Consider the following 19,609-nt stretch of genomic DNA (forward strand, 5'->3'; position numbering starts at 1 on the left):
GGCGGTTTCGGGGTGGGTTGTGGTCACCCCCCACGCCCGCGTTCGGGTCCCGGCGGACGCGTCCGCCGGGCCGGAACCCGACGCTGTCACCCTCCCGGGTGACCCCCGGGTCAACGGGGGCGACCTGCGGCGACGATACTGGCAATCGCCCCCGCCCCCGTTCACAGATGGACTCATGCCGACCTCCAGCACTGTCCGTACGACCACTCCCCCCACGGTGTGGCTGGCTCGCGGCCGCCACGTCGGATCCGGCGCCCACGATCTGCTCTGCCGGCGACTGCGACAGCAGCAGGACAGCGGGGCCATCCGCGCCTTCCTCGAACTGCCCCCGGCCGAGGACTCCGGGGACCGGGTGTTCGAGGCGCGGTGGGAGGCGGGCGGCGGTGTGACGGTGCGGGCCCGGCTCACGCTCACCGGTGGGCCCGGGGACGACGGAGCGGAACGGGAGTGGGTGCTGGCCGCCGAGGCCGAGGCCGCCTGGGACCCGCGGTGGCCGTCGCCCGCGACCGTGTTCTGGCCGGAAGCGCCGGGCACCGGCTGGGACCACGCGGCCGACGCCGGGCTGCGGCTGCGGCACGTCAACGCGCTCCCCGAGGACGACAAGGACCTGCGGCGGGTGCTGCGGGCCGCCGCGCGGGACTCCTGGGCCGTTCATGTCGTGGTGCACGAGGCCATGACGCCCGACGCACGCGGTCTGCTGCCGCTGACCCGGCTGATGCCCCCCGGCCTGCGCCACCTGGTGGTCGAGCACCGCGCCGCGCCCCAGCAGCTGCGGAAGGTCAACTACGCGCTGCGGGAGTTCGGCGTCGAGGTGCCCCGCGGCGGAGCCGTGGTGCTGCCGGGCGCACCCGCCGCCGAGAGCTACGACGCCGCCGCCTTCTGTGTGCGGACCGTCTTCCTGGACGGCAGCGAACCGGCCGAACTGAGCGACGCGGTGCGGCGTTTCGCCGCCTCGGCGAGGCCGCTGCCCCGGGGCGCGGACACCGTCCTCGCCGCACTCCGCGACGACTGGCACCTGCTCACGCTGGAGGAGGAACTCGACCGCCAGCGCGCGCTCGTCGCCATGTACGCCGAGGCGCTGGAGGCCATGACCAGGTCCCGGGACCTGTACCGGGAGGCGGCGGAGCGGGCCCACGAGGCGCTGGCCGCCTACCGCGAGTCGGCCGGCGATCCCCCGCCGCAGACGTCCGGGCAGACGCGGGAGGCGGCCGGCGCCTCCCCGCTCCAGCAGCTCACCCGCACCCTCGACCGGCTGCGGACCGGCCGGAAGTCCGCCCGCCCCGCCCGCCCCGCCCTCCCGGCGCCCGCCCAGGAGGCTCCCGGGGAGCGGACCGACACCGTCGGCTGACCCGCGCGGGCACGCCGATTGGGTCACACCCGCGTGCCGCAGGCAATACAGGGACCGTATGCGGGCATTCAAGGAAGGGACGCGCCGGTGTGCGCGCCGGACTGAGGAGGGCCCGTGGAGAACAGCACCACCGTGCTCGTCGTCGTCGCCGTGCTCCTCGCGGCCGTCCTGCTCGCCGCGGCCGTGGCGCTGCTCGTCCGGCTGGTCCGGGCACGCCGCGGACTGCGGCGCGCCGGGCTGCCGACCGGTCCCCGCTGGGTCTTCTGGGGGGCCGTGCTGTACTTCGTTCTGCCGACCGACCTGCTGCCCGACCCGGTGTACCTCGACGACATCGGCGTACTCCTGCTCGCCCTGCGCACGCTCCGCGCCCCCCTCGCCGCGACCGGCCGCCGGGCCACCCCCGCGGGTCACCGGCCCGGGGATGCGGCCTGACGGCACGGCAGATGCACGCCCCGCCGCGGGCGCGCACCGAGAAGAACCGCACCACTTTCACGCCCCACCGAGCACTTCACGCCCCATCCCGCGTCCACGCGCCTGCCTGTCGAGGCGGGTGTGCGGTACGCGTGCTCCACGATCGGTCAACCGGAGGGCCTCCTCCGCCGTCTCAGGTGCAGAGCGACCGAACCGCCGCCGCTCACGGAGCGTAAGGAAACCATTCACTCGTTCGACTCGTATAAGTCCATGGAAGCCCCGGCGTACCCCACGGGAAACGACGACATGGCAGGCCGGCGGCCCGGCCGGGGCAACACCCACGAGGGAGAGACGATGCAACCGTTCGCGCTCGACTACGCACGCCCGGCGGCGGAGTTGGCCGTCGCCACGCCCTACGCCTACGACCCCGGACTGCAGCTGAACGTGCTGCGCGACGGCCGGATCGCCGCCACCGACCTCGCCCTGCTGCGGGAGCTGGGCACCACGACGTCCACGGCCGGCTCCAAGACGCACTTCGACGACTGACCGCGGACCGTCGACGATGACCGTACTGATCCTGACCAGCGAGCAGGACGTCACGGCGGACATGGTGGTGGTGCACCTCAACGCCGCCGGCGTCCCGGTGGTCAGGCTGGACCCGGCCGACCTCACCGGCCGGGTCGCGCTCTCCGGCGAGTACGCACACGGCGGCTTCCGCGGCCATCTGTCGTCCGCCGGACGGCTGGTGAGCCTGGACGCGCTGCGTTCGGTGTGGGTGCGGCGGCCGGGGACCCCGGCCGCCCGGGTGGCCCAGCCGTCCGAGTGGCTCACCGAGGAGTCCGGGCAGGCGCTCTACGGCATGCTGCGCGGCAGCGGGACCCGCTGGATGAACCACCCCGACGCCGCCCGCCGGGCCCGGTACAAGCCCTGGCAGCTCCGGCTCGCCCAGCGCGTCGGGCTGCCCGTTCCGGCGACGCTCATCACGACGCTTCCCGAGGCCGCCCGGGACTTCGCGGCGCGGTTCCCGGACCTGGTGGTCAAGCCGGTGTCGGGGGCGCACCCCCAGGAGCCCCCGCGCGCGGTGCCGACCAGCCGCGTGGCCCCGGACGCCGACTTCGAGGCGGTCGCCTTCGGACCGACCCTGCTCCAGCGGCGGATCGCCAAGCGGGCCGACATCCGGCTCACCGTGGTCGGCGCCCGGATGCTGGCCGCCCGGCAGGCGGTCTCCCCGGACGCGGATCCCGACGAGGTGGACGGCCGGTTCGCCGCCCGGCCCTGCCCCTGGCGGCCGGTGGAGGCGCCGGCACGGGTCGCCGAGGGCGTGCGGGCGTACATGCGACAGGCCGAACTGGCGTACGGCGCCTTCGACTTCGTCGAGGACGCCGACGGGACCTGGTGGTTCCTGGAGTGCAACCAGTCCGGGCAGTTCGGTTTCGTGGAGGCGGACACGGGCCAGCCGATCGCCCGCACGATCGCGCGGTGGCTGGCCCGTCCCCCGGGCGACCTGCCGAGACAGGTCGACGGCAGCAGTACGACGGTCCGCTGACCGGGTGGGTCCGCCTCACACGGCCAGCAGCCCGCTCTCGCCGTCCGTGTCCGGCGTCCTGCCGTCGGTCAGCAGGGCGTCGGCCTTTGCGATCGCGTCCTTGAGCTCGCACTCGCCCATCATCACGCACAGGGTGTAACTGACGTCGTCCAACTCCCGAGCCCTCGCCGGCGTCTCCTTCTCGGCCTGGGCGATGCGCAGCGACGCATACCGGGTCAGCAGCTCTCTGACGACCTTCGGATCCGGAACAAGCACGGGGCGCCCCTCTCTCGAACTTTGCGCTCCGTATGCCCGGCATGCGCCACAGCAATCACCTTCCGTCCGGACCGCTGTCCGATTGACGCGATTCCGTTGCCCGGCAGGCCGCTCAGGCTGCCTGGCCGCTGTGCAGCGCCGCGTAGGCGCCGCCCCGGCTCAGCAGTTCGTCGTGGGTGCCGATCTCCTGGATGCGGCCGTCCCCCATGACGACGATCCGGTCCGCGCCGCGCACGGTGGACAGCCGGTGCGCCACGACGAAGGTGGTCCTGCCCCGCAGCAGCCGGGCGAGGGCCTCCTGCACCAGCGCCTCGGAGCGGGTGTCGAGGGCGGAGGTCGCCTCGTCCAGGATCAGCACCTTGGGATCGCGTATCAGGGCGCGGGCGATGGCGAGCCGCTGGCGCTGGCCGCCGGAGAGACGGGCGCCGTGCTCGCCGACCAGGGTGTCCAGGCCCTGCGGGAGCCGGTCGACGAACTCCAGCGCGTTGGCGTCCCGCAGCGCCGCGCGGACCGTCTCCTCGTCGGTGTCGTCCATGCCGTAGGCGACGTTCTCGAGGATGGTGCCGTCGAAGAGGATCGACTCCTGCGGGACCACCGAGACGAACCGCCGGTAGGTGCGCAGGTCGAGGGTGTTCATGTCGGCGCCGTCGAGCAGCAGCCGTCCGGAGGTGGGGCGGATGAAGCCGATGACGAGGTTGAGCACGGTGGACTTGCCCGCGCCCGACGCACCCACCAGGGCGATGGTCTCGCCGGGCCGCACCGACAGGGTGAAGTCCCGTACGGCGGCCCGCCCGCCGTCGTAGGCGTAGCCGACCTGCTCGAAGGCGACCGCCCCGCGCAGCTCGGTCAGTTCCGCCTTGCCCTCGTTGTCCTCCAGTTCGGGCGCCTGGAGCACCTCGCCGACCGAGCGGACCGACTCCAGGCCCTTGGTGATCACCGGGGCCAGGCCGGCCAGGGTGGTGGTGGAGCCGGTGAGGGTGGTCAGCAGGGCGCTGAGCATGACGACGTCGCCGGGGGTGACGCCCCAGACGTCGTAGTACGAGATGAGGGCCGCGCCGGCCAGGACGAGGACGCCGACGACGTTGAGGAGGACCCAGGCCAGCGAGCCGAACTTGCCGTTGATGAGGTCCAGGCGCATCCCGGAGGCCAGCAGCCGGTGCAGGGTGCCGTCCATCCGGCGCAGCGCCTTGCCCTCCAGGCCGTGGGCGCGGGTGACCGGTATCAGCCGGGTCATCTCGGTCACCCGGGACGACAGGGCCTCCACCTCGTGGCGGAAGTGCTCGTTGTGGGAGCGCAGCCGGGACCGCAGCCGGGCCACGAGAATCGCGGCGGCGGGCACGACGATGAGGAAGACGGGCACGAACTCGGGGGTGCGGACGGCGATGATGATCAGTCCGCCGGTGAGGACCGTGAGCGCGCCGAGGCCGTTCTCGGCGGTCTGCTGGACCATCTGCTCGACGGTCTCCACGTCCCGGACGACCTTGGCCTGGAGGACGCCGGCGCTCATCCGCGAGTGGTAGCCGATGGACAGCTGCTGCATCCGCGTGCACAGCGAGGAGCGCAGGGCGGTGCCCATGCGGCGGACGCTGCCGTACAGCAGTCGCACGTAGAGGACGTGCAGGGGGTAGTTGACCACCAGGATGAACATGATGATCCCGGTGCTGGTCCACAGTCTGCTGATCGGCTGGTGCTGGACGACGGTGTCGATGATGGACGCGGTGATCAGCGGCAGCAGCCAGACCGGACTGTGCTTGACGGTGAAGACTCCGACGGCGGCGGCGAGCCGCCAGCGGTCGGCGTGGAACAGGTAGGCGAGTGTGCGTACCGGGTGTTCACCCTGGTAGCGGTGGTCGAGTGGGCGCTCCGACAGCGACGCCATCCGCGGTGGTCCTCTCCGGTCTGTCCTGGTGGCGGGCAAGCGCTTCCTGCCCACGGCGATCAGAGGTACACCGGGTGGGGCCCACGGCGCGGGTGCCGTCCGCGGGATGAGACCGGGCCGGGCGCCCGGCCCGGTCAGTCGCCGAGGGCGAGGGCGAGTTCGCCGGCCGCGCGCACGACCTCGGGGTCGGGGTCGCACCGCAGGGCCGCGAGGGCGCCGCGTCCGGCGTGCACGGCGTCGCGGGCTGCCCGCTCCCAGACGACGTGGTTCTCGCGGTGGTTGAGCAGCTTGGGGTAGGCGGCCGCGGTGTGCTCCCACTGGCGGGCGTCGGCGATGTTCCGCAGCAGACCGAGGATCCCGGGCCGACAGGCGACCTGCGGGATCCGGGCCAGTTCCCACAGGAAGGGCACGGTGGCCGCGGTGGCCTGCTCCGTCACGAAGCCGTACTGGCAGACACGGCCGCGCAGCTCGTCCAAGGCGGAGTGGGCGGTGTCGGTGGCGCCCCAGGCGATGCTGTTGAGGAGCAGGGGGACGGCGGCGGCCGAGCCGCTGGAGTCCCGCAGCTCGTGCCAGGGCACCTCGCCGAGCGCGCCGAGGGGCGGCACCCGGGGCACGCCCGTCGTCGTCTCGCGGTCGGTGCGCTCGTCGCTCTGCTGTCCCGTCGAAGCGGTGGGCATGGCTTCCGGCCTTTCCGCGGGCGGTCATGTGGACGGGGAGGACCTTCGGAGCCGGCCTCTTTCCCGGCGCGGTCGCTGATGCGACGTCAGAATCGGTCGGCCCTCCGTGGGTTGCGCCGCGGCCATTATTCACGTCGCCGACGCGCCCGTGCAATTGCATGAGAAATTGCGCGAGAATGTGGGTAGGTCTTCGGCCAAGCCAACGCCAGGGAGGTCACGGTGTCACCGATGCCGAACGGAGTGCGGGCCAGCGCGCTGGACGCCCGCTGGATCAAGAGCCGCCACAGCAACGCCGAGGGGAACTGCGTCGAGGTCGCCGCTCTGGCCGACGGGGCCGTCGCGGTGCGCAACTCCCGCCATCCCGACGGTCCCGCGCTCGTCTACACGGCCGCCGAGATGGCCGCGTTCGTCGCGGGCGCCAAGGACGGCGAGTTCGACCATCTCCTGTAGGACCCCCGCTCGTCGCAGGGCGTCCCCGTCTGCTGCGGACCGGCGAAGTACGGTAACGTGACGGTCACTTCCGCCGGTCCGCAGGGAGCCAGGATGTCCGCCGAATCGCAGCGCATCTCACGTCTCCGGCCCTATCTGGACCGGGCCGAACCCGCCCCGATCCTGCTCAAGATGCTCGTCGGCGTGCAGCTCGCGGGCCTGCGCGAGGAGGCCGGGCTCGCCCAGGACCAGGCCGCGCGGGAAGTGGGCTTCAGCCCCGCGAAGCTGTCGCGGATCGAGTCCGGCAAGGGCCGCAGGCCGCCGACCGAGGCCGACGTCCGGGCGCTGCTCAGGCTCTACGGCGTCGAGGAGTACGAGACGTCGGTGCTGCTCGAGTTGCTGCGGCGGGCCGGTGAGCCCGGCTGGTGGCAGCGCTACGACAAGCGGCTGATGCCGGAGTGGTTCGACCGGCTGGTCGGGCTCCAGGAGGGAGCGGCCGCGATCCGCACCTTCGAGATACAGCACGTCCCCGGCCTGCTGCAGATCCCGGAGTACACCCGGGCGGTCGTGGAGCGCGGACTGCCGGTCGCGTCACCGCGGGAGGTGCGCCGCCGGGTCGAACTGCGCACCAGGCGGGCCCGGTTGCTGCACCGCGCCGATCCGCCGCAGCTGTGGGCGATCCTGGACGAGGCGGTCCTGCTGCGCGTGCTCGGCAGCCGCGAGGTGATGCGCGAGCAGCTCGCCCATCTGATCGAGATGGCCCGCCGCCCCCATGTCACCGTGCAGATCGTGCCGTTGGACGTGACCAACGCCTCGGCCCCGTCGTTCCCGATCACCTATCTCCGCTTCGACGGCCTCGATCTGCCCGACGTCGTCTATCTGGAGCACATCAAGAGCGCGAACTTCCTCGAGGACCGTGACGACACCGAGCAGTACCGTCTGGTCCTGGACCGGCTGGCCGACGACGCGCTCACGCCGCGCGAGTCGCTGGCCCTGCTGGAGCGGACCATGGAGAGCCGCTACGCCGCCGGCTGAGCCGTCCCGTCCGGCGGCCGGCTCGGGAGGCTGCGCCACGGCCCGCGGGCCGGGCTACTTCGGCGGAATCCTGCCTATGCCGCCGAACTCGATCCACTCGTGGGTGAGCTGGCGGGGCGCGGACACCTCGGAGTCGGGGCGCCAGGTGGAGACCTCCACCAGTCCGGGCTCCAGGATCTCCAGTCCCTCGAACAGGGCGGCCACGTCCTTCTCCTCGCGGACGCGGCCCCAGCTGCCCTGGGTGGCCCGGTGCATGAAGTCGGTGACGAACGCGCGGACCTCGGGATCGGCGCTGACCAGCTGGCACATCAGCAGGAAGCTGCCGGGGGCGAGCCGCTCGGCGACCCGGCGGACCACGGCCTGCGGGCCGTCGGTGTCGCTGTCCGGGATGCAGTGGAACACCGAGTTGAACAGCACGGCGACCGGCTCGTCGAAGTCGATCAGGCGCTTCGTGTCGGGGTGGTCGAAGATCTCGTCGGTCCTGCGCAGGTCGGCGTGGATCACGCAGGTGCGCTCGTCCTGCTCCAGCAGCGCGCGGCCGTGCACCAGGACCATCGGGTCGTTGTCGACGTAGACGACGTGCGCCGTGGGGTCGACGCTCTGTGCGACCTGGTGGACGTTGTCCTGGGTGGGCAGGCCGGAGCCGTGGTCCACGAACTGGCGTATGCCGAACTCCCGCGTCAGCGTCCGCACGGCGCGCTGGAGGAAGCGGCGGTTGTTGACCGCCAGCCGGCGGGTGCTGGGGACCACCTGGTCGAGTTGCTCGCACGCCGCGCGGTCGGCGGCGTAGTTGTCCTTGCCGCCGAGGTAGTAGTCGTACATACGCGCGGCGGTCGGGACGTTGGCGTCGATCTCCGTGGACAGCGGTTTGTCGGTGTGCATGCATCCCCCAGCTCGGTGCCGAGCGCCAACTCGGTGGAAACGACGGGCAGTCCGCCATCCTAGGGAGTGGACGATCGCCGGTGCCAGTCCGCGTGCGCATGATCGCGGAACGCCTCGCGGCCGTCCGCCGCGCTGCCCGTCCTCTTCCGCGTCGATGGCACGCCGCCCGGCCCGCGCCCCGTGCCGCGGGCCGGGCGGCACCGTCGTCAGCCCCTCGACGCGAGGTAGTCCTCGGCGCCGGGGATCTCCTTGGCGTCCTCCTCGATCACGATGTTGCCGACCGCCTTGGCGTCGGGCTTGAGGATGTAGGCGGACAGGCTCGCCGGGCGGGAGACGTCGGAGAAGTTCTGCGGGGTGCCGAGGCCGGTGTCGGCGCGGTCCTGCGACCGGTGGGCCGCGACCACGTCCTCACGCGCCAGGCTGCCGCGCGCGCACGCCTTCTCCAGGTCGTCGCCCAGCAGCTTGGCGGCGTTGTACCCGGACAGCACACCGGAGTCGACCGGCGAGCCCGGGTACTTCTTCTGGTAGGAGGCGACCATCCGCTGTACCCCGACGATGTCCGCGCTGACCGCGGGCGCGGCGCTCACCACGTGCACCATGGCCTCCAGGGCCTTGGCGGCCGGGGTCTTCATCAGCTGGGGCGCGTAACCCGGGGCGCTGCTGACGATCGGCACCTGCAGTCCGCGGGAGGCGGCCACGCCGGCGAGCGACGCCGTCTGGGCGGGACCCGCGCTGATCAGGACGGCCTTCACGCCGGCCTCGCGCAGCGCCGACACCTGGGCGGTCAGGTCGGTGTCGGTGGCCTTGATCTTCTGGTCCACGACCTTCAGGCCGGCCTGCTCCGCGGCCCACTCGGAGCCCTCCAGCGCATTGGCGCCGTAGTCGCCCTCGAAGTAGACGTGTCCGATCGCGTCGCCCTTCTTCAGCCCCTTGGTGCGGGTCAGGTAGTCGACGGCGGCGATCATGTCGATGTCGTAGGTCGTGCCGAGGACCTGCACGGACTCCTTGCCGAGCAGGGAGGCCGCCCACGCCTGCGGGAAGGTGAGCACCTTGTCCTTCTCGATGTCGTCGATCAGCGCGGCGACCACCGGGGAGCCGATGACCTGGGGCAGCGCGACGACGTCCGAGGACATGTCGGCGTACGCGGTGACCGCCTTCTGCACGTCGTAGCCGTGGTCCTCGACGACGATCTCGACCTTGCGGTCGCAGATGCCGCCGTCGGCGTTGACCTCCTCGGCCCACATCTGCTGCGCCTGCACGATGCTCTTGCCGAGGGTGGCGTAGGGGCCGGTCAGGTCGGTGAGGGCGCCCAGCCGGATGGTCTTCTCGGTGACGCCGGGGCCGGTCTTGACGCCGTCGGCGCCGGCCGTCGGCTTCTCGTCCTCCCCCTTGGAGCTGCAGCCGGTGGCCGCGATGAGCAGAGCCGACAAGGCCGAGGCGAGGAGGATGCGGGAGGTGCGGGTTCTGTGGTGCGTGAGGTTCACGGGGTGTGCTCCTTGGCTCGAACGGCTGAGGCGGGTGGAGGAGTGGAGGGTGGGGAGTCCGTCGCCGGGGGCCGGGTTCGCCTCCGGCTCAGACGGGCGCGGAGCCGGCCGGTCAGGCCGTGCAGTCCGTCCGGCGCGTACAGCAGTACGAGCACGATCGCCGCGCCGTAGAGGTAGCGGGCGGCCTCGGTGGGGCCGACCGATCCGTCGCCGGAGCCGGGCGCCGCGACGAACGGCAGCTGGTCGGCGTAGCGCGTCATCAGCAGGGGCAGGGCGGTGACGAAGACCGCGCCCGCGGTGGCGCCGGCCACGGAGCCCAGGCCGCCGATGACGATCATGGCGAGGTAGTCGACGGAGAGCAGCAGGCCGAAGTAGTCCGGCACGATGCGGCGGAAGCCCAGGGCGAGCAGCGCGCCGCCGAGTCCCGCGTACATGGAGGACACCACGAACGCCGCCGAGCGGTAGCGGGCCACGTCGACGCCCATCACGGCCGCCGCGGTCTCGCTGTCGCGCACGGCCACCAGGGCGCGGCCGGGGCGTCCGCGCAGCAGTCCGCGGGCGGTGAACCAGGTGAGGGCGAACAGCGCGAGCCCCAGGTACCACAGCCGTTCCTCGGCGCCGAAGGGCACGCCGAGCACGGTCAGTTCGGAGGTGTCGTCGAAGGCGAACCCGCCGACGGTCAGCGGCGGCACGGAGCGGCCGTTGAAGCCGCCGGTGACGGAGTCCGCGGTGAGCAGGATGTGGTGGCCGAGGAAGACCAGCGCGAGGGTGGCGACACCGAGGTAGATACCGCGCACCCGGCCGGCGACGGGGCTGAACAGGCCGCCCGCGACGCCGGTGAGCAGCACGGCCAGCACCAGGGCGAGCAGGGGCGGCAGGCCGAGCCCGGGGTCGCCCGCCAGCCAGGAGTAGCCGTACGCGCCGACGGCGAGGAAGAAGGCGTGGCCGAGGGAGAGCTGGCCGGCGGTGCCGGAGAGCAGGTTGAGGCCGACGGCGCCGATGGCGGCGGCCATCGCGAACAGGCCGATGCGCAGCCAGAAGGCGTCCAGGTAGAAGGGCAGGGCGCACAGCAGGACGAGGGGCAGCGCGAGGGCGAGCAGGCGCCGGGGGGCCGGGATGCCCGGGCGGGCGGGGCCGGCCTTGGGGGCGCGGGCGGGCTGGTGGTCAGACACGGACGGCTCCCTTCGCGCCGAACAGTCCGGTGGGGCGCACGAGGAGCACCAGAACCATCACGGCGTACGGGGCGACATCGCCGAATCCCTCGCCGAGGACGTGGAGTTGGGTCTGGTAGCCGGCGACGAGGGACTCGGTGAGGCCGATGAGCAGGCTGCCGGCCAGGGCGCCGGTGGGCGAGGCCATGCCGCCGAGGACGGCGGCCGGGAATGCCTTGAGGGCGATCTGGCCGGTGGTGCGCTCCAGTCCGGGCGCGGGGAAGGCGACGAGGAACACCGCGGCCAGCGCGGCCAGCGCGCCGGCCAGGCACCAGGCGATGGTGCGCACCCGCACCAGCCGGACGCCCATCAGGGAGGCGGCCTCGACGTCCTCCGCCGCCGCCCGCAGGGACAGGCCCCAGGAGGTGAAGCGGAAGAGGGCGAAGACGCCCGCGATGACGAGGGCGGAGACCGCGATGGCGGCGATCCGGCTGTCCGCGACGGTCACCGGGCCCAGTTCGGTCACCGCGTCGCCCCAGGGGTCGCCGAGGGAGAGCAGGTCGCCGCCGATGCGCCGGGCCAGATCGGTGACGAGCACGATGTCGACGCCGATGGTCACGATGGTGGCCACGTGCGCGGCCTGGGCGTCCTGGCCGACGCGCTGCAGCAGGAGCCGGTCGACGGCGCCGGCCACCAGGGCGGTGGCCAGGACGGCGACGGCGAGGGCGCCCGCGAAGCCGAGGTCGTCGTGGAGTACGGCGGTGAGGTAGCCGCCGAGCAGCAGCAGGGAACCGTGGGCGAAGTTGAGCACGCCCGACGCCTTGAAGATGATCACGAAGCCCAGGGCGACCAGGGCGTAGACCGAGCCGAGGGCCAGCCCGTTGAGCACGTGGTCGAGCAGTTCGGTCATGCCGCCTCCTCCTCGGGGTTGCCGGTGCCGAGATAGGCGCGCAGCACTTCGGGGTCGCGCTGGACCTCTTCGGGGGTGCCGTGGGCGATGCGCCGGCCGAAGTCGAGGACGGTGACCTCGTCGGCCAGGCGCATCACCAGGCCCATGTCGTGTTCCACCAGGACCACCGACAGGCCGAGCCGGGCGCGCACGTCGCGGACCACCTCGGCGGTGCGGGCGCGTTCCTCGGCGTTCATGCCGGCCACGGGCTCGTCGAGCAGCAGCACGCGGGGCTCCAGGCACAGGGCGCGGGCGAACTCCACGCGCTTGCGGTCGCCGTACGACAGGACCGCGACGGGAGTGTCGAAGTGCGGTCCGAGACCGACGAGTTCGGCGATCTCCCGGACTCGCGCCCGGTGTTCGCGCTGTTCGCGGACGGCGCCGGGCAGGCGCAGGGCGCTGGCGGCGAATCCGGCGCGGGACAGGGCGTGCCGGCCGAGCATCAGGTTGTCGGCGACCGTGCCCTCGGTGGTGACGATGTTCTGGAAGGTGCGGGCGACGCCGAGCGCTGCGATCCGGTGCGGGGCCAGCCGGGTCAGTTCCACGTCGCCGAGCCGGATGGAGCCGGCTGCCGGACGGTACAGGCCCGAAAGGACGTTGAAACAGGTCGACTTGCCCGCCCCGTTGGGGCCGATGACGGCGTGCACGGTGCCCGGGGCGACGGTGAGGGAGACGCCGTCGAGGGCGGTGAGTCCGGCGAACCGGACGGTGACGTCGCGGACTTCGAGGACCGGTGGCGTGGAGCTGCGAGTCGTCACGCCGCCCCCTGGTCGTCGGCGGCCTCGCCCAGGTACAGGCGGCGCACCGCGTCGGTGCGCGCCAGTTCGTCGGCGGGGCCGGACAGCTGGACCTCGCCGACCTCCAGCACATGGGCGTGGTCGGAGAGGGACAGCGCCATGCCGGCGTTCTGCTCGACGAGGAGTACGGCGGTGCCCTGGGCGTTGATCTCGCGGATCACCTCGGCGATCCGCTGCACCATGAGCGGGGCGAGCCCGAGGGAGGGCTCGTCGAGCAGCAGCAGGCGGGGGGCGGCCATCAGGGCGCGGCCCATCGCGAGCATCTGCTGTTCGCCGCCGGAAAGCAGGCCGGCGGCCTGGCCGGTGCGCTCGGCGAGGCGGGGGAAGAGCGTGAAGACCCGGTCGCGCGCCTCCCGGACGAGGGCGGGGCTGCGGCGGCCGAGACCCAGGCCGCCGGAGCGGAGGTTCTCCTCGACGGTGAGCCCGGCGAACACGCGCCGGCCCTCGGGGACCTGGACGACGCCGGCGCGGACCGCCGCGACCGGGTCCTGACCGTCGAGCGCGGTGTCGCCGTAGTGGATGCGGCCGGCCGTGATCGCGCCGCGGTGCAGACGCAGCGTCCCCGACACCGCCCGCAGCAGCGTCGACTTGCCGGCGCCGTTGGCGCCGAGCAGGGCGACCACGCCGCCGGGCGGGACGGTGAGGGACACGTTACGGAGGGCGGACAGGGAACGGCCGTACGTCACGTCGAGGTTCTCGACGCGCAGAGCGGTCTGCTCGTCCGGTGGTGCTTCGGGCATCACGGCTCCTCGGATCCGCGCCACGGACGGCACGGGCTTCGGGGGAATGAGCGCTCACGACAGCACGGGGGGCCGACGCCGGTACAGGCTGAGGCGGGTGGTCGCTGCGCGGTTACAACGGGGGGGCGGTGGGCTTGTGTGGGTGCCCAGGGGGCGGCGGGGGCGGGGGACGGGGGTCGGCTGCGGGGGCGGGACCCGGCTGCGGGGCGGGCCGGTCGGGGTGCGCGGCATGGAGGCGGAGGTGTCGCAGTGGGCGGGGCGGTGGGCCCGCCGGTGGACGTGCGGGCGCGAAACGGCGGGCCGCGTAGGCGGCGGTGTGACGGGACCGGAGCCCGCGTGCGGCGGGCGGGGGCCGAGCGCCCAACCGGGGCGGGTGTCCGGGGCGGGCAGGTGGTGGAGCTCCGGGGCTGGGCGTGCGGGCGCGAGGGGCGTGCGGGGCGGTGCGGGAGGGGGCGGAGGTGGCGTGGACCCGGTGCCCGAAGGCGCGGTCGCCGTGGGCGAAGTCGGCACCGAGTCGCGCGAGACGGCTCGAAGCGCCGTCACCGGACCGCGGCACGGACGCGTTCGACGCGGCAGTGGCCGGGGAGGTCACGACCCGCCGTGTCGGCGCGGACGCGGCGGGTCGGCGGACGCCCGCGAAGGGGCGGGCCCACCCACGGGACGGCCAAGGGCGCGACGGGGTCGGGGTCCCCACGCGGCGGGTGCGGTGCCGAGCGCCCCGACCGGGGCGGTTGCAGGGGGTGCGGGGACATCCCGAGCACAGCGCCGAGCAGCCGGCCCGAGCGGGAACCCGCGGGCGGCAGGTGGGCCGGGAGCGCACCCCGGGCGCCGGATCGCCATCGCAGCCGTCGCACGCCGACCTCACGGGGCCCCGCGCGGACGCCGACGGGCGTCGGGCCGGACGCGACCGGCGTCGGGCGTCGGGCGTCGGGCGTTGGGCGGATGCCACAGGCGGCGGGCCGGAACCCGCGGGAGGCGCGCCCGCCCGGCGTACGGGCTCGCCGCCCGAGCCGCGACGCCCGGCCTCCTGGACCGCTGGGCTTTGGGGCTTCCGGGTCCCTGGACTCCTGGCGAAGTCGGCCGAAAGTCGTCCTCAGTCGCGCAGGAGGCGACGGGCCGTCAGGGCCAGGCTGATCTCGACGACGTCGGACGGGCGGGCCAGGGAGCGGGAGGTGAGCTGCTCGAAGCGGCGCAGCCGGTTCAGGACCGTGTTGCGGTGGCAGTACAGCTGCCGCCCCGCCCGCTGCGCGGAGCCGTCGCACGCGAACCACGCCGCCAGCGTGTCCAGCAGGACCTCGCGGTCGGCCGGCTCCAGCCGGTCCAACGGTCCGAGGACCTGCTCGGCGAGCGCCGCGCCGAGCTCCGGGGAGGAGACGACGAGGGCCGCGGGAAGGTGCTCGTCCAATCTGATCGTGCCGCCTTCCTCGGGGCAGATCTCGAGCGCGGTGTCCGCCAGTCTGCGGGCGTCGCCCACCGCGGCCAGCCCCTCGACGACACCGCCGATGCCGATCCGCACCCCCGCAGCGGTGTCCACGGTGTCACCCCCGGCCCACGGCGACTCCCCCTCGGGCAGCAGGACTATGCCGTAGTCCACCTCCGCGCCCGTGTGCCAGTGCACCTGCACACCCGGGGGCACGGCGGCGGCCCTGACCTCACCGGTGCCGAGGACGGCCGGCCCGGCGGCCACCGCCACGACGGCGTACCGCCCCTGCTCGGGCAGGTCGAGCACGCTCGCGGCCTCGGGCAGGTCGGCGATCCTGCTGGTGCCGTCGAGCAGCGCGGCGAGCAGCAGCCGCGCCCGGTTCTCGCGCCGCCAGGCCAGTTGCCGCTCCACCTGCCGGTAGGCATCGGCGACGAGGGTGCAGTGCTCGTCGACGAAGTTCCACACGTCGGACGCCACGTGCACCAGCAGCCGTACGTCCTCCGGCGCCGACCGTGCCGTCTCCTCGACCAGACCCTGCCAGACCAGCGAGCCGCCGAGCCGGAACGCGTGCAGCAGCGCGTCCAGCGGCAGCCCCTGCTCCGCGCGGACGGCGCCGATCCGCCAGGAGCAGCGCAGGGCGGCGTCCCGGGCGCCACGCGGGTCGAGCAGCGAGGCCACGCTGTGCCGCAGGGACCGGTGCACCTCCTGCCAGGTCCCGGTCGGATCGCTCGCCACGGCGGACCGGTAGGCGGGTTCCTGCTCCTGCAGCTGGGCCACGAGCCGGTCGGTCAGCTCGGGCAGGTCGTCCAGCAGCACGCGGGCAGCGCGGTGCAGGACGCGCAGGGCGTCCGCGTCCATCAACGACCGGCCGGTGCGCGTCCGCGTGGGCGGGACGGCTCCCGGTCCGGGCCGCAGCGTCGTTCTCGGCCGAAGGGCTGGCTGCATCGCGGTCCTCCCCCAGGGTGACTCGTGCTGCCCCGAAGGATGGCATACCGTCCGGTCGGTCCCTAGGGTTGTGCACCGGACTTTTCGGCGCGGCCGACGATACGCGCCAGCTCGACCCGGGATCGCACCCCCAGAACCGCGAAGACATTGCGCAGGTGGTAGTCGATCGTCCGGGTGCTGACGGACAGCGTGCGGGCCACTTCGCGGTTGGTGGCGCCGGCCGCCACACACCGCGCGACGCGCCACTGCTGGGGCGTCAGCCGGTCCAGGGCGCCGGCCCCGTCGCCGCTCGGCGCCGCCCCGTTGGCCCGCAGTTCGCCCCGGGTCTGCTGCGCCCACGCGCCGGCGCCGCACCGCTCGAAACCCATCAGCGCGGCCCCGAGCCGGTCCCGCGCCTCCCGCAGCCGGCGCCGGCGCCGCAGCCATTTGCCGTACGCCAGCTCGGTGCGGGCCCGTTCGAAGTCCCCGGCCGCGGCGTCGTGCAGGTCGAGGGCGCGCAGGTAGAGGGCGTCGGCCCGGTCGGGGGCGGCCAGCAGGGCGTGGCAGCGTTCCAGCAGGGCGGGGGCCTGCGGGTCGGCGCCCAGGCCGGCCCAGGCGGCGAACTCGCCGACGACGGTGCGCGCGTCGTCGGGGCGTCCGGCGAGCACCGCCGCCTCCACGAAGCAGGGCACGGCGAGCATCCACACCGCGAAGTGGCCGCGCCTCGGTCCGGGCAGGACGAGCGGGCCGAGCCGGTCGGCCGCCTCCAGGGGACGGCCACGGCCCAGGTCGGCGCGGGCCGCGGCCCAGTGGGCGAGCGCGGCGGCCTGGGCGAGTCCGTGCCGGCGCGCCGTCGCGAGCGCGGCGGTCACGTGGTGGGCGACGACGGCCGACTCGTCCTCGATCGACGCCGCCAGGGCGAGTACGGCGTGGTGGTGGGCGGCGGTGTTGCGCTGGCCCGCCCGTTCGGCGGCGCGCAGTCCCTCCTCGGCGTGGGTGCGGGCCTGGGCGTGGCAGCCGGCGCGCAGTTCGGCGTAGGCGAGGTACTCCAGCGCCCGGGGTTCGACGGCGCCGGATCCGTGGGTGCGGGCCGATGCGAGCGCCCTCGCCCCGGCACGGGCGGCGGTGGCGGCGTCGCCGAGCAGCAGCGCCGCAGCGGCGGCGCGGAGGAGGGCCTCGGCGTCGTCGGCGGCGAGGGCGTGCCGGACGACCCGGCCGAGGGGGGCCGCCGCCCGGTCGAACCGTGCCTCCAGCACGGCCCGCATGCCGACCCGGTAGTCGGCGGTCGGATCAGGGGCCGCGGCGACGGTGAGCGGGCGGTGCCCGTGAGCATGAGAGGCGGCGTGCGGGATGCTCCCGCTCGCCGCGGCCGGGGCAGGACGGGCGACGTCGAAGGCGGGCAGGCCGTCCGCCGTGCGGCCCCTGTCGCCGGCGGCGAGGACTGCCGCGGCGGTACGCGGGCGGTCCCGGCTTGGCAGCGCCTGCGCACCGAGACGGTCGCGCCGCGCGCCTGCGGCCTCGGGCATGCCCGGCCTGTCGCCGCCGGTCGCCCGCGACGCGGCCTCCGGCCCGCCGAGCCCTTCACCACCGGCCGCCCGCGGCACGGACCGGGGACAGCCCCCGCCGGAAGCGGCGTCCGCACCGAAGCCGTCGCGCCGCACACCCTCCGTCTCCAGCCCTCCGAACCCCTCGCCGCCGGTCACCCGCGGCACGGACCGGGGACAGCCCCCGCCGGAGGCGGCGTCCGCACCGAAGCCGCCGCGTCCCTCTCCCCCGGCCGCATGGCACCCCACCGACGCCGACACCGGTGCCGCGGACACCGATCCCGCGGACCGCACTCGCTCACCCCCGGACAGGCCAGCACCGCGCATTCCGCACACCACCTCGCGGTCGCCCCCGGACAGCGCCCCGCACACCGCGCACACCTCCTCAGCTGCCTCACGGCGACCGGCGCTGCGCGCCGCGACCACGCCCGCCGACGCCGGCCGGACCGGCGGCTCCAGACCCGGCAGTCGCAGACGGCCGATGGCGCCGGCCGGGTCGTCGGCCGTCAGGGCCTCGTGGCAGTCCGTGATGCGGCCGGCCGTCCAGGCGGCGTCCGCGGCGGCCAGGGCCGCTGCGGCCGCGCGTGGGGGGTCGTCCGCGGCCAGCAGTGAGGCGGCGGCCAGGAGGGAGGCGTGGGCGTCGGCCACCGGGCCGTCGTACCGCTCGGCCAGGCCGCGCACCAGTTCGGCGCGCCCGCGGACCGCTGCCGGGACCACGCCGTCGGGGACCTCGGCGAGCAGCCGGAGGGCGCGGCGGGGGCTGCCGGCGAGCAGGGCCTGCTCGGCTGCGGCCACATGGCGCGCGGCGCGCAGGGGCAGCGCGGGGGTCAGTTCGGCGGCGCGGGCGTGGGCGGCGGCGCGCAGTCGGTGGGAGGCGGGGAGCGCCGGGTCGTCGGCCGCCGCCGACAGTTCGGCCGCGACGGGAAGGTCGGGCGCGGTCGTCGCCCAGGCGCGGTGCAGCAGCGCGGCCGGGCGGCGTCCGGCGCTCTCGTGGGCGTGGGCGAGCGCGCGGTGGGCGGCGCGCCGCCGACTGGGGGGCGCGGCGGCGTAGCAGGCCCGGCGGACCAGGTCGGAGGCGAAGTGGAAGCCGCCGTCGGCGGCGACGACCGTCTCGGGGACGGGCGCGGGGCGTCCCAGGGCGGTCAGGACGAGGCCGGCGTCGGCGGACTGCGCGTCCGCCTCGCGCAGGGCGGCGGCCACGGTCAGCGCCAGGTCGTCCGCTTCGGTCCAGGTCCCGCCCGGCCGGTATCCGGCGACGCTCGTCAGGACGGCGGCGTCGGCCAGGGGACGAGGCGGAGTCCGGCGGCCGGCCAGTTGCTCGGGGGACAGCCGGTCCAGCAGGGCCAGCAAGAGGGCGGGGTTCCCGGCCGCCTCCGTCAGGAGTTCGCCGCGGACCGGGCCGGTCACGCCGCCGCCGGTCGCCTCGTCGAGCAGCGCGCCCGCGTCCGTGTCGGACAAGGGGTGCAGGGCGAGGACGGGCAGCCCCGCCAGCTCCCGGTCGGGCGCGGGCCGGTGTCCGCCCGTGGTGAGCAGCAGGCCCACCCGGCCGGCGGTGTGCAGTCGGCGGGCGGCCCCGGCGAGCGCGGCGCGGGACGGGGCGTCCCACAGGTGCACGTCGTCCACGCAGACCAGCAGCGGGGCGGGTCCGGCCGCGGCCCGCAGCGCTTCGAGCAGGGTCCGGGCGACCGTCTCGGCATCCTGGAGGCCGCCGGCGGGAGGGTGACCGCCGGTGGGAGTGCGGCCGGGGGCGGGAGGGCGGCCGTCGGGGGCGGCGCGGTCGCTGCCGGTGAGGGCCGCCGCGGCCCTGCACAGCGCGTGCGGGCCGTCGTAGGGCCGTGGTGTCCCGGCGGAGTCGGCCCGCAGATGGAGCACGGGACCGGTGGAGAAGGAGCGGGCGGCGTGGTCGAGGAGGACGGTGCGGCCGAGGCCGGGTTCCCCGGTCACGACGAGCACGCCGCTGCCCGTCCCGATCCGTTCCAACAGCGCGGCAAGGGCGCGCAGCTGGCTGTCGCGTCCGTGGAGCCGGGGTGCCGTCCTCGCGGTCGTCTGTCCGGTCATTCCCGCGACGTTACGCGCGGGTAACGCGTAGTGGAAGGGTCGGGTCCAGGTTGCCCCGGCGGCGTATCCGGGCGGTC

General features: G+C 74.7%; 17 protein-coding genes. 6 read left to right on the forward strand and 11 right to left on the reverse strand.

Annotated features, from left to right (window positions below):
- Positions 1-175 precede the first annotated feature (175 nt).
- From ABZY13_RS28305 to tgmB, 4 genes are all read left to right on the forward strand, one after another.
- On the forward strand, positions 176-1,348 hold the full coding sequence (locus ABZY13_RS28305; protein ID WP_356635643.1) for a hypothetical protein: 1,173 nt from the start codon (positions 176-178) through the stop codon (positions 1,346-1,348).
- A 114-nt stretch (positions 1,349-1,462) separates the two neighbouring features.
- Entirely contained in the window at positions 1,463-1,780 is a 318-nt protein-coding gene (locus ABZY13_RS28310; RefSeq protein WP_356635645.1) for a YkvA family protein, read from the forward strand.
- Between the two features lie 333 nt (positions 1,781-2,113).
- Entirely contained in the window at positions 2,114-2,305 is a 192-nt protein-coding gene (gene tgmA / locus ABZY13_RS28315) for a putative ATP-grasp-modified RiPP (RefSeq protein WP_356635647.1), read from the forward strand.
- Between the two features lie 16 nt (positions 2,306-2,321).
- On the forward strand, positions 2,322-3,305 hold the full coding sequence (gene tgmB / locus ABZY13_RS28320; protein ID WP_356635649.1) for an ATP-grasp ribosomal peptide maturase: 984 nt from the start codon (positions 2,322-2,324) through the stop codon (positions 3,303-3,305).
- 15 nt (positions 3,306-3,320) lie between these two features.
- Here the strand turns inward: tgmB and ABZY13_RS28325 are convergent, their stop codons facing one another.
- The 3 genes from ABZY13_RS28325 to ABZY13_RS28335 all read right to left on the reverse strand — a co-directional run bounded on the left by ABZY13_RS28325 (position 3,321) and on the right by ABZY13_RS28335 (position 6,116).
- Positions 3,321-3,560, reverse strand: coding sequence for a DUF5133 domain-containing protein (locus tag ABZY13_RS28325; RefSeq protein WP_356635651.1), 240 nt, complete (start codon positions 3,558-3,560; stop codon positions 3,321-3,323).
- A gap of 112 nt (positions 3,561-3,672) precedes the next feature.
- Positions 3,673-5,439 (reverse strand): ABC transporter ATP-binding protein, encoded by a 1,767-nt coding sequence (locus ABZY13_RS28330; RefSeq protein ID WP_356635653.1) that lies wholly within the window; start codon positions 5,437-5,439, stop codon positions 3,673-3,675.
- Between the two features lie 134 nt (positions 5,440-5,573).
- On the reverse strand, positions 5,574-6,116 hold the full coding sequence (locus ABZY13_RS28335) for a hypothetical protein (RefSeq protein ID WP_356635655.1): 543 nt from the start codon (positions 6,114-6,116) through the stop codon (positions 5,574-5,576).
- 228 nt (positions 6,117-6,344) lie between these two features.
- Here ABZY13_RS28335 and ABZY13_RS28340 point away from each other — a divergent pair, with 228 nt between their 5' ends.
- Together ABZY13_RS28340 and ABZY13_RS28345 are read left to right on the forward strand one after the other, a co-directional pair.
- Positions 6,345-6,566, forward strand: coding sequence for a DUF397 domain-containing protein (locus ABZY13_RS28340; RefSeq protein WP_356635657.1), 222 nt, complete (start codon positions 6,345-6,347; stop codon positions 6,564-6,566).
- A gap of 93 nt (positions 6,567-6,659) precedes the next feature.
- Entirely contained in the window at positions 6,660-7,580 is a 921-nt protein-coding gene (locus tag ABZY13_RS28345; RefSeq protein WP_356635659.1) for a helix-turn-helix transcriptional regulator, read from the forward strand.
- Between the two features lie 54 nt (positions 7,581-7,634).
- Here the strand turns inward: ABZY13_RS28345 and ABZY13_RS28350 are convergent, their stop codons facing one another.
- From ABZY13_RS28350 to ABZY13_RS28385, 8 genes are all read right to left on the reverse strand, one after another.
- A complete protein-coding gene (locus tag ABZY13_RS28350; protein WP_356635661.1) occupies positions 7,635-8,462 on the reverse strand; it encodes an SAM-dependent methyltransferase in 828 nt (275 codons plus the stop codon).
- 206 nt (positions 8,463-8,668) lie between these two features.
- Positions 8,669-9,946, reverse strand: a complete 1,278-nt coding sequence (locus ABZY13_RS28355; protein WP_356635663.1) for an ABC transporter substrate-binding protein — start codon at positions 9,944-9,946, stop codon at positions 8,669-8,671.
- A complete protein-coding gene (locus ABZY13_RS28360; protein ID WP_356635760.1) occupies positions 9,943-11,064 on the reverse strand; it encodes a branched-chain amino acid ABC transporter permease in 1,122 nt (373 codons plus the stop codon). Before ABZY13_RS28360 ends, ABZY13_RS28355 begins: the two co-directional genes overlap by 4 nt.
- 46 nt (positions 11,065-11,110) lie before the next feature.
- Entirely contained in the window at positions 11,111-12,007 is an 897-nt protein-coding gene (locus tag ABZY13_RS28365) for a branched-chain amino acid ABC transporter permease (RefSeq protein WP_356635665.1), read from the reverse strand.
- On the reverse strand, positions 12,004-12,804 hold the full coding sequence (locus tag ABZY13_RS28370; RefSeq protein ID WP_356635667.1) for an ABC transporter ATP-binding protein: 801 nt from the start codon (positions 12,802-12,804) through the stop codon (positions 12,004-12,006). Before ABZY13_RS28370 ends, ABZY13_RS28365 begins: the two co-directional genes overlap by 4 nt.
- Positions 12,801-13,583 (reverse strand): ABC transporter ATP-binding protein, encoded by a 783-nt coding sequence (locus ABZY13_RS28375; RefSeq protein ID WP_356635669.1) that lies wholly within the window; start codon positions 13,581-13,583, stop codon positions 12,801-12,803. The genes ABZY13_RS28370 and ABZY13_RS28375 overlap by 4 nt, the downstream gene beginning before the upstream one ends.
- A 1,093-nt stretch (positions 13,584-14,676) precedes the next feature.
- Positions 14,677-15,951 carry a helix-turn-helix domain-containing protein gene (locus ABZY13_RS28380; RefSeq protein WP_356635671.1) on the reverse strand — a complete coding sequence of 425 codons (1,275 nt, stop codon included), beginning with the start codon at positions 15,949-15,951 and terminating at the stop codon, positions 14,677-14,679.
- Positions 15,952-16,013: 62 nt separating this feature from the next.
- Positions 16,014-19,532 carry a LuxR family transcriptional regulator gene (locus ABZY13_RS28385; RefSeq protein WP_356635673.1) on the reverse strand — a complete coding sequence of 1,173 codons (3,519 nt, stop codon included), beginning with the start codon at positions 19,530-19,532 and terminating at the stop codon, positions 16,014-16,016.
- Between the last annotated feature and the right edge of the window lie 77 nt (positions 19,533-19,609).

Source organism: Streptomyces sp. NPDC006610, assembly GCF_040611575.1.
In the GTDB taxonomy this organism is placed as follows: domain Bacteria; phylum Actinomycetota; class Actinomycetes; order Streptomycetales; family Streptomycetaceae; genus Streptomyces.

What these genes read in the sequence shown, in the direction of transcription:
- ABZY13_RS28305 (WP_356635643.1), top strand. Translation starts at nt 176, where the DNA reads ATGCCGACCTCCAGCACTGTCCGTACGACCACTCCCCCCACGGTGTGG.
- tgmA (WP_356635647.1), top strand. Translation starts at nt 2,114, where the DNA reads ATGCAACCGTTCGCGCTCGACTACGCACGCCCGGCGGCGGAGTTGGCC.
- tgmB (WP_356635649.1), top strand. Translation starts at nt 2,322, where the DNA reads ATGACCGTACTGATCCTGACCAGCGAGCAGGACGTCACGGCGGACATG.
- ABZY13_RS28330 (WP_356635653.1), bottom strand. Translation starts at nt 5,439, where the DNA reads ATGGCGTCGCTGTCGGAGCGCCCACTCGACCACCGCTACCAGGGTGAA.
- ABZY13_RS28335 (WP_356635655.1), bottom strand. Translation starts at nt 6,116, where the DNA reads ATGCCCACCGCTTCGACGGGACAGCAGAGCGACGAGCGCACCGACCGC.
- ABZY13_RS28340 (WP_356635657.1), top strand. Translation starts at nt 6,345, where the DNA reads ATGCCGAACGGAGTGCGGGCCAGCGCGCTGGACGCCCGCTGGATCAAG.
- ABZY13_RS28345 (WP_356635659.1), top strand. Translation starts at nt 6,660, where the DNA reads ATGTCCGCCGAATCGCAGCGCATCTCACGTCTCCGGCCCTATCTGGAC.
- ABZY13_RS28350 (WP_356635661.1), bottom strand. Translation starts at nt 8,462, where the DNA reads ATGCACACCGACAAACCGCTGTCCACGGAGATCGACGCCAACGTCCCG.
- ABZY13_RS28365 (WP_356635665.1), bottom strand. Translation starts at nt 12,007, where the DNA reads ATGACCGAACTGCTCGACCACGTGCTCAACGGGCTGGCCCTCGGCTCG.
- ABZY13_RS28375 (WP_356635669.1), bottom strand. Translation starts at nt 13,583, where the DNA reads ATGCCCGAAGCACCACCGGACGAGCAGACCGCTCTGCGCGTCGAGAAC.
- ABZY13_RS28380 (WP_356635671.1), bottom strand. Translation starts at nt 15,951, where the DNA reads ATGCAGCCAGCCCTTCGGCCGAGAACGACGCTGCGGCCCGGACCGGGA.
- ABZY13_RS28385 (WP_356635673.1), bottom strand. Translation starts at nt 19,532, where the DNA reads ATGACCGGACAGACGACCGCGAGGACGGCACCCCGGCTCCACGGACGC.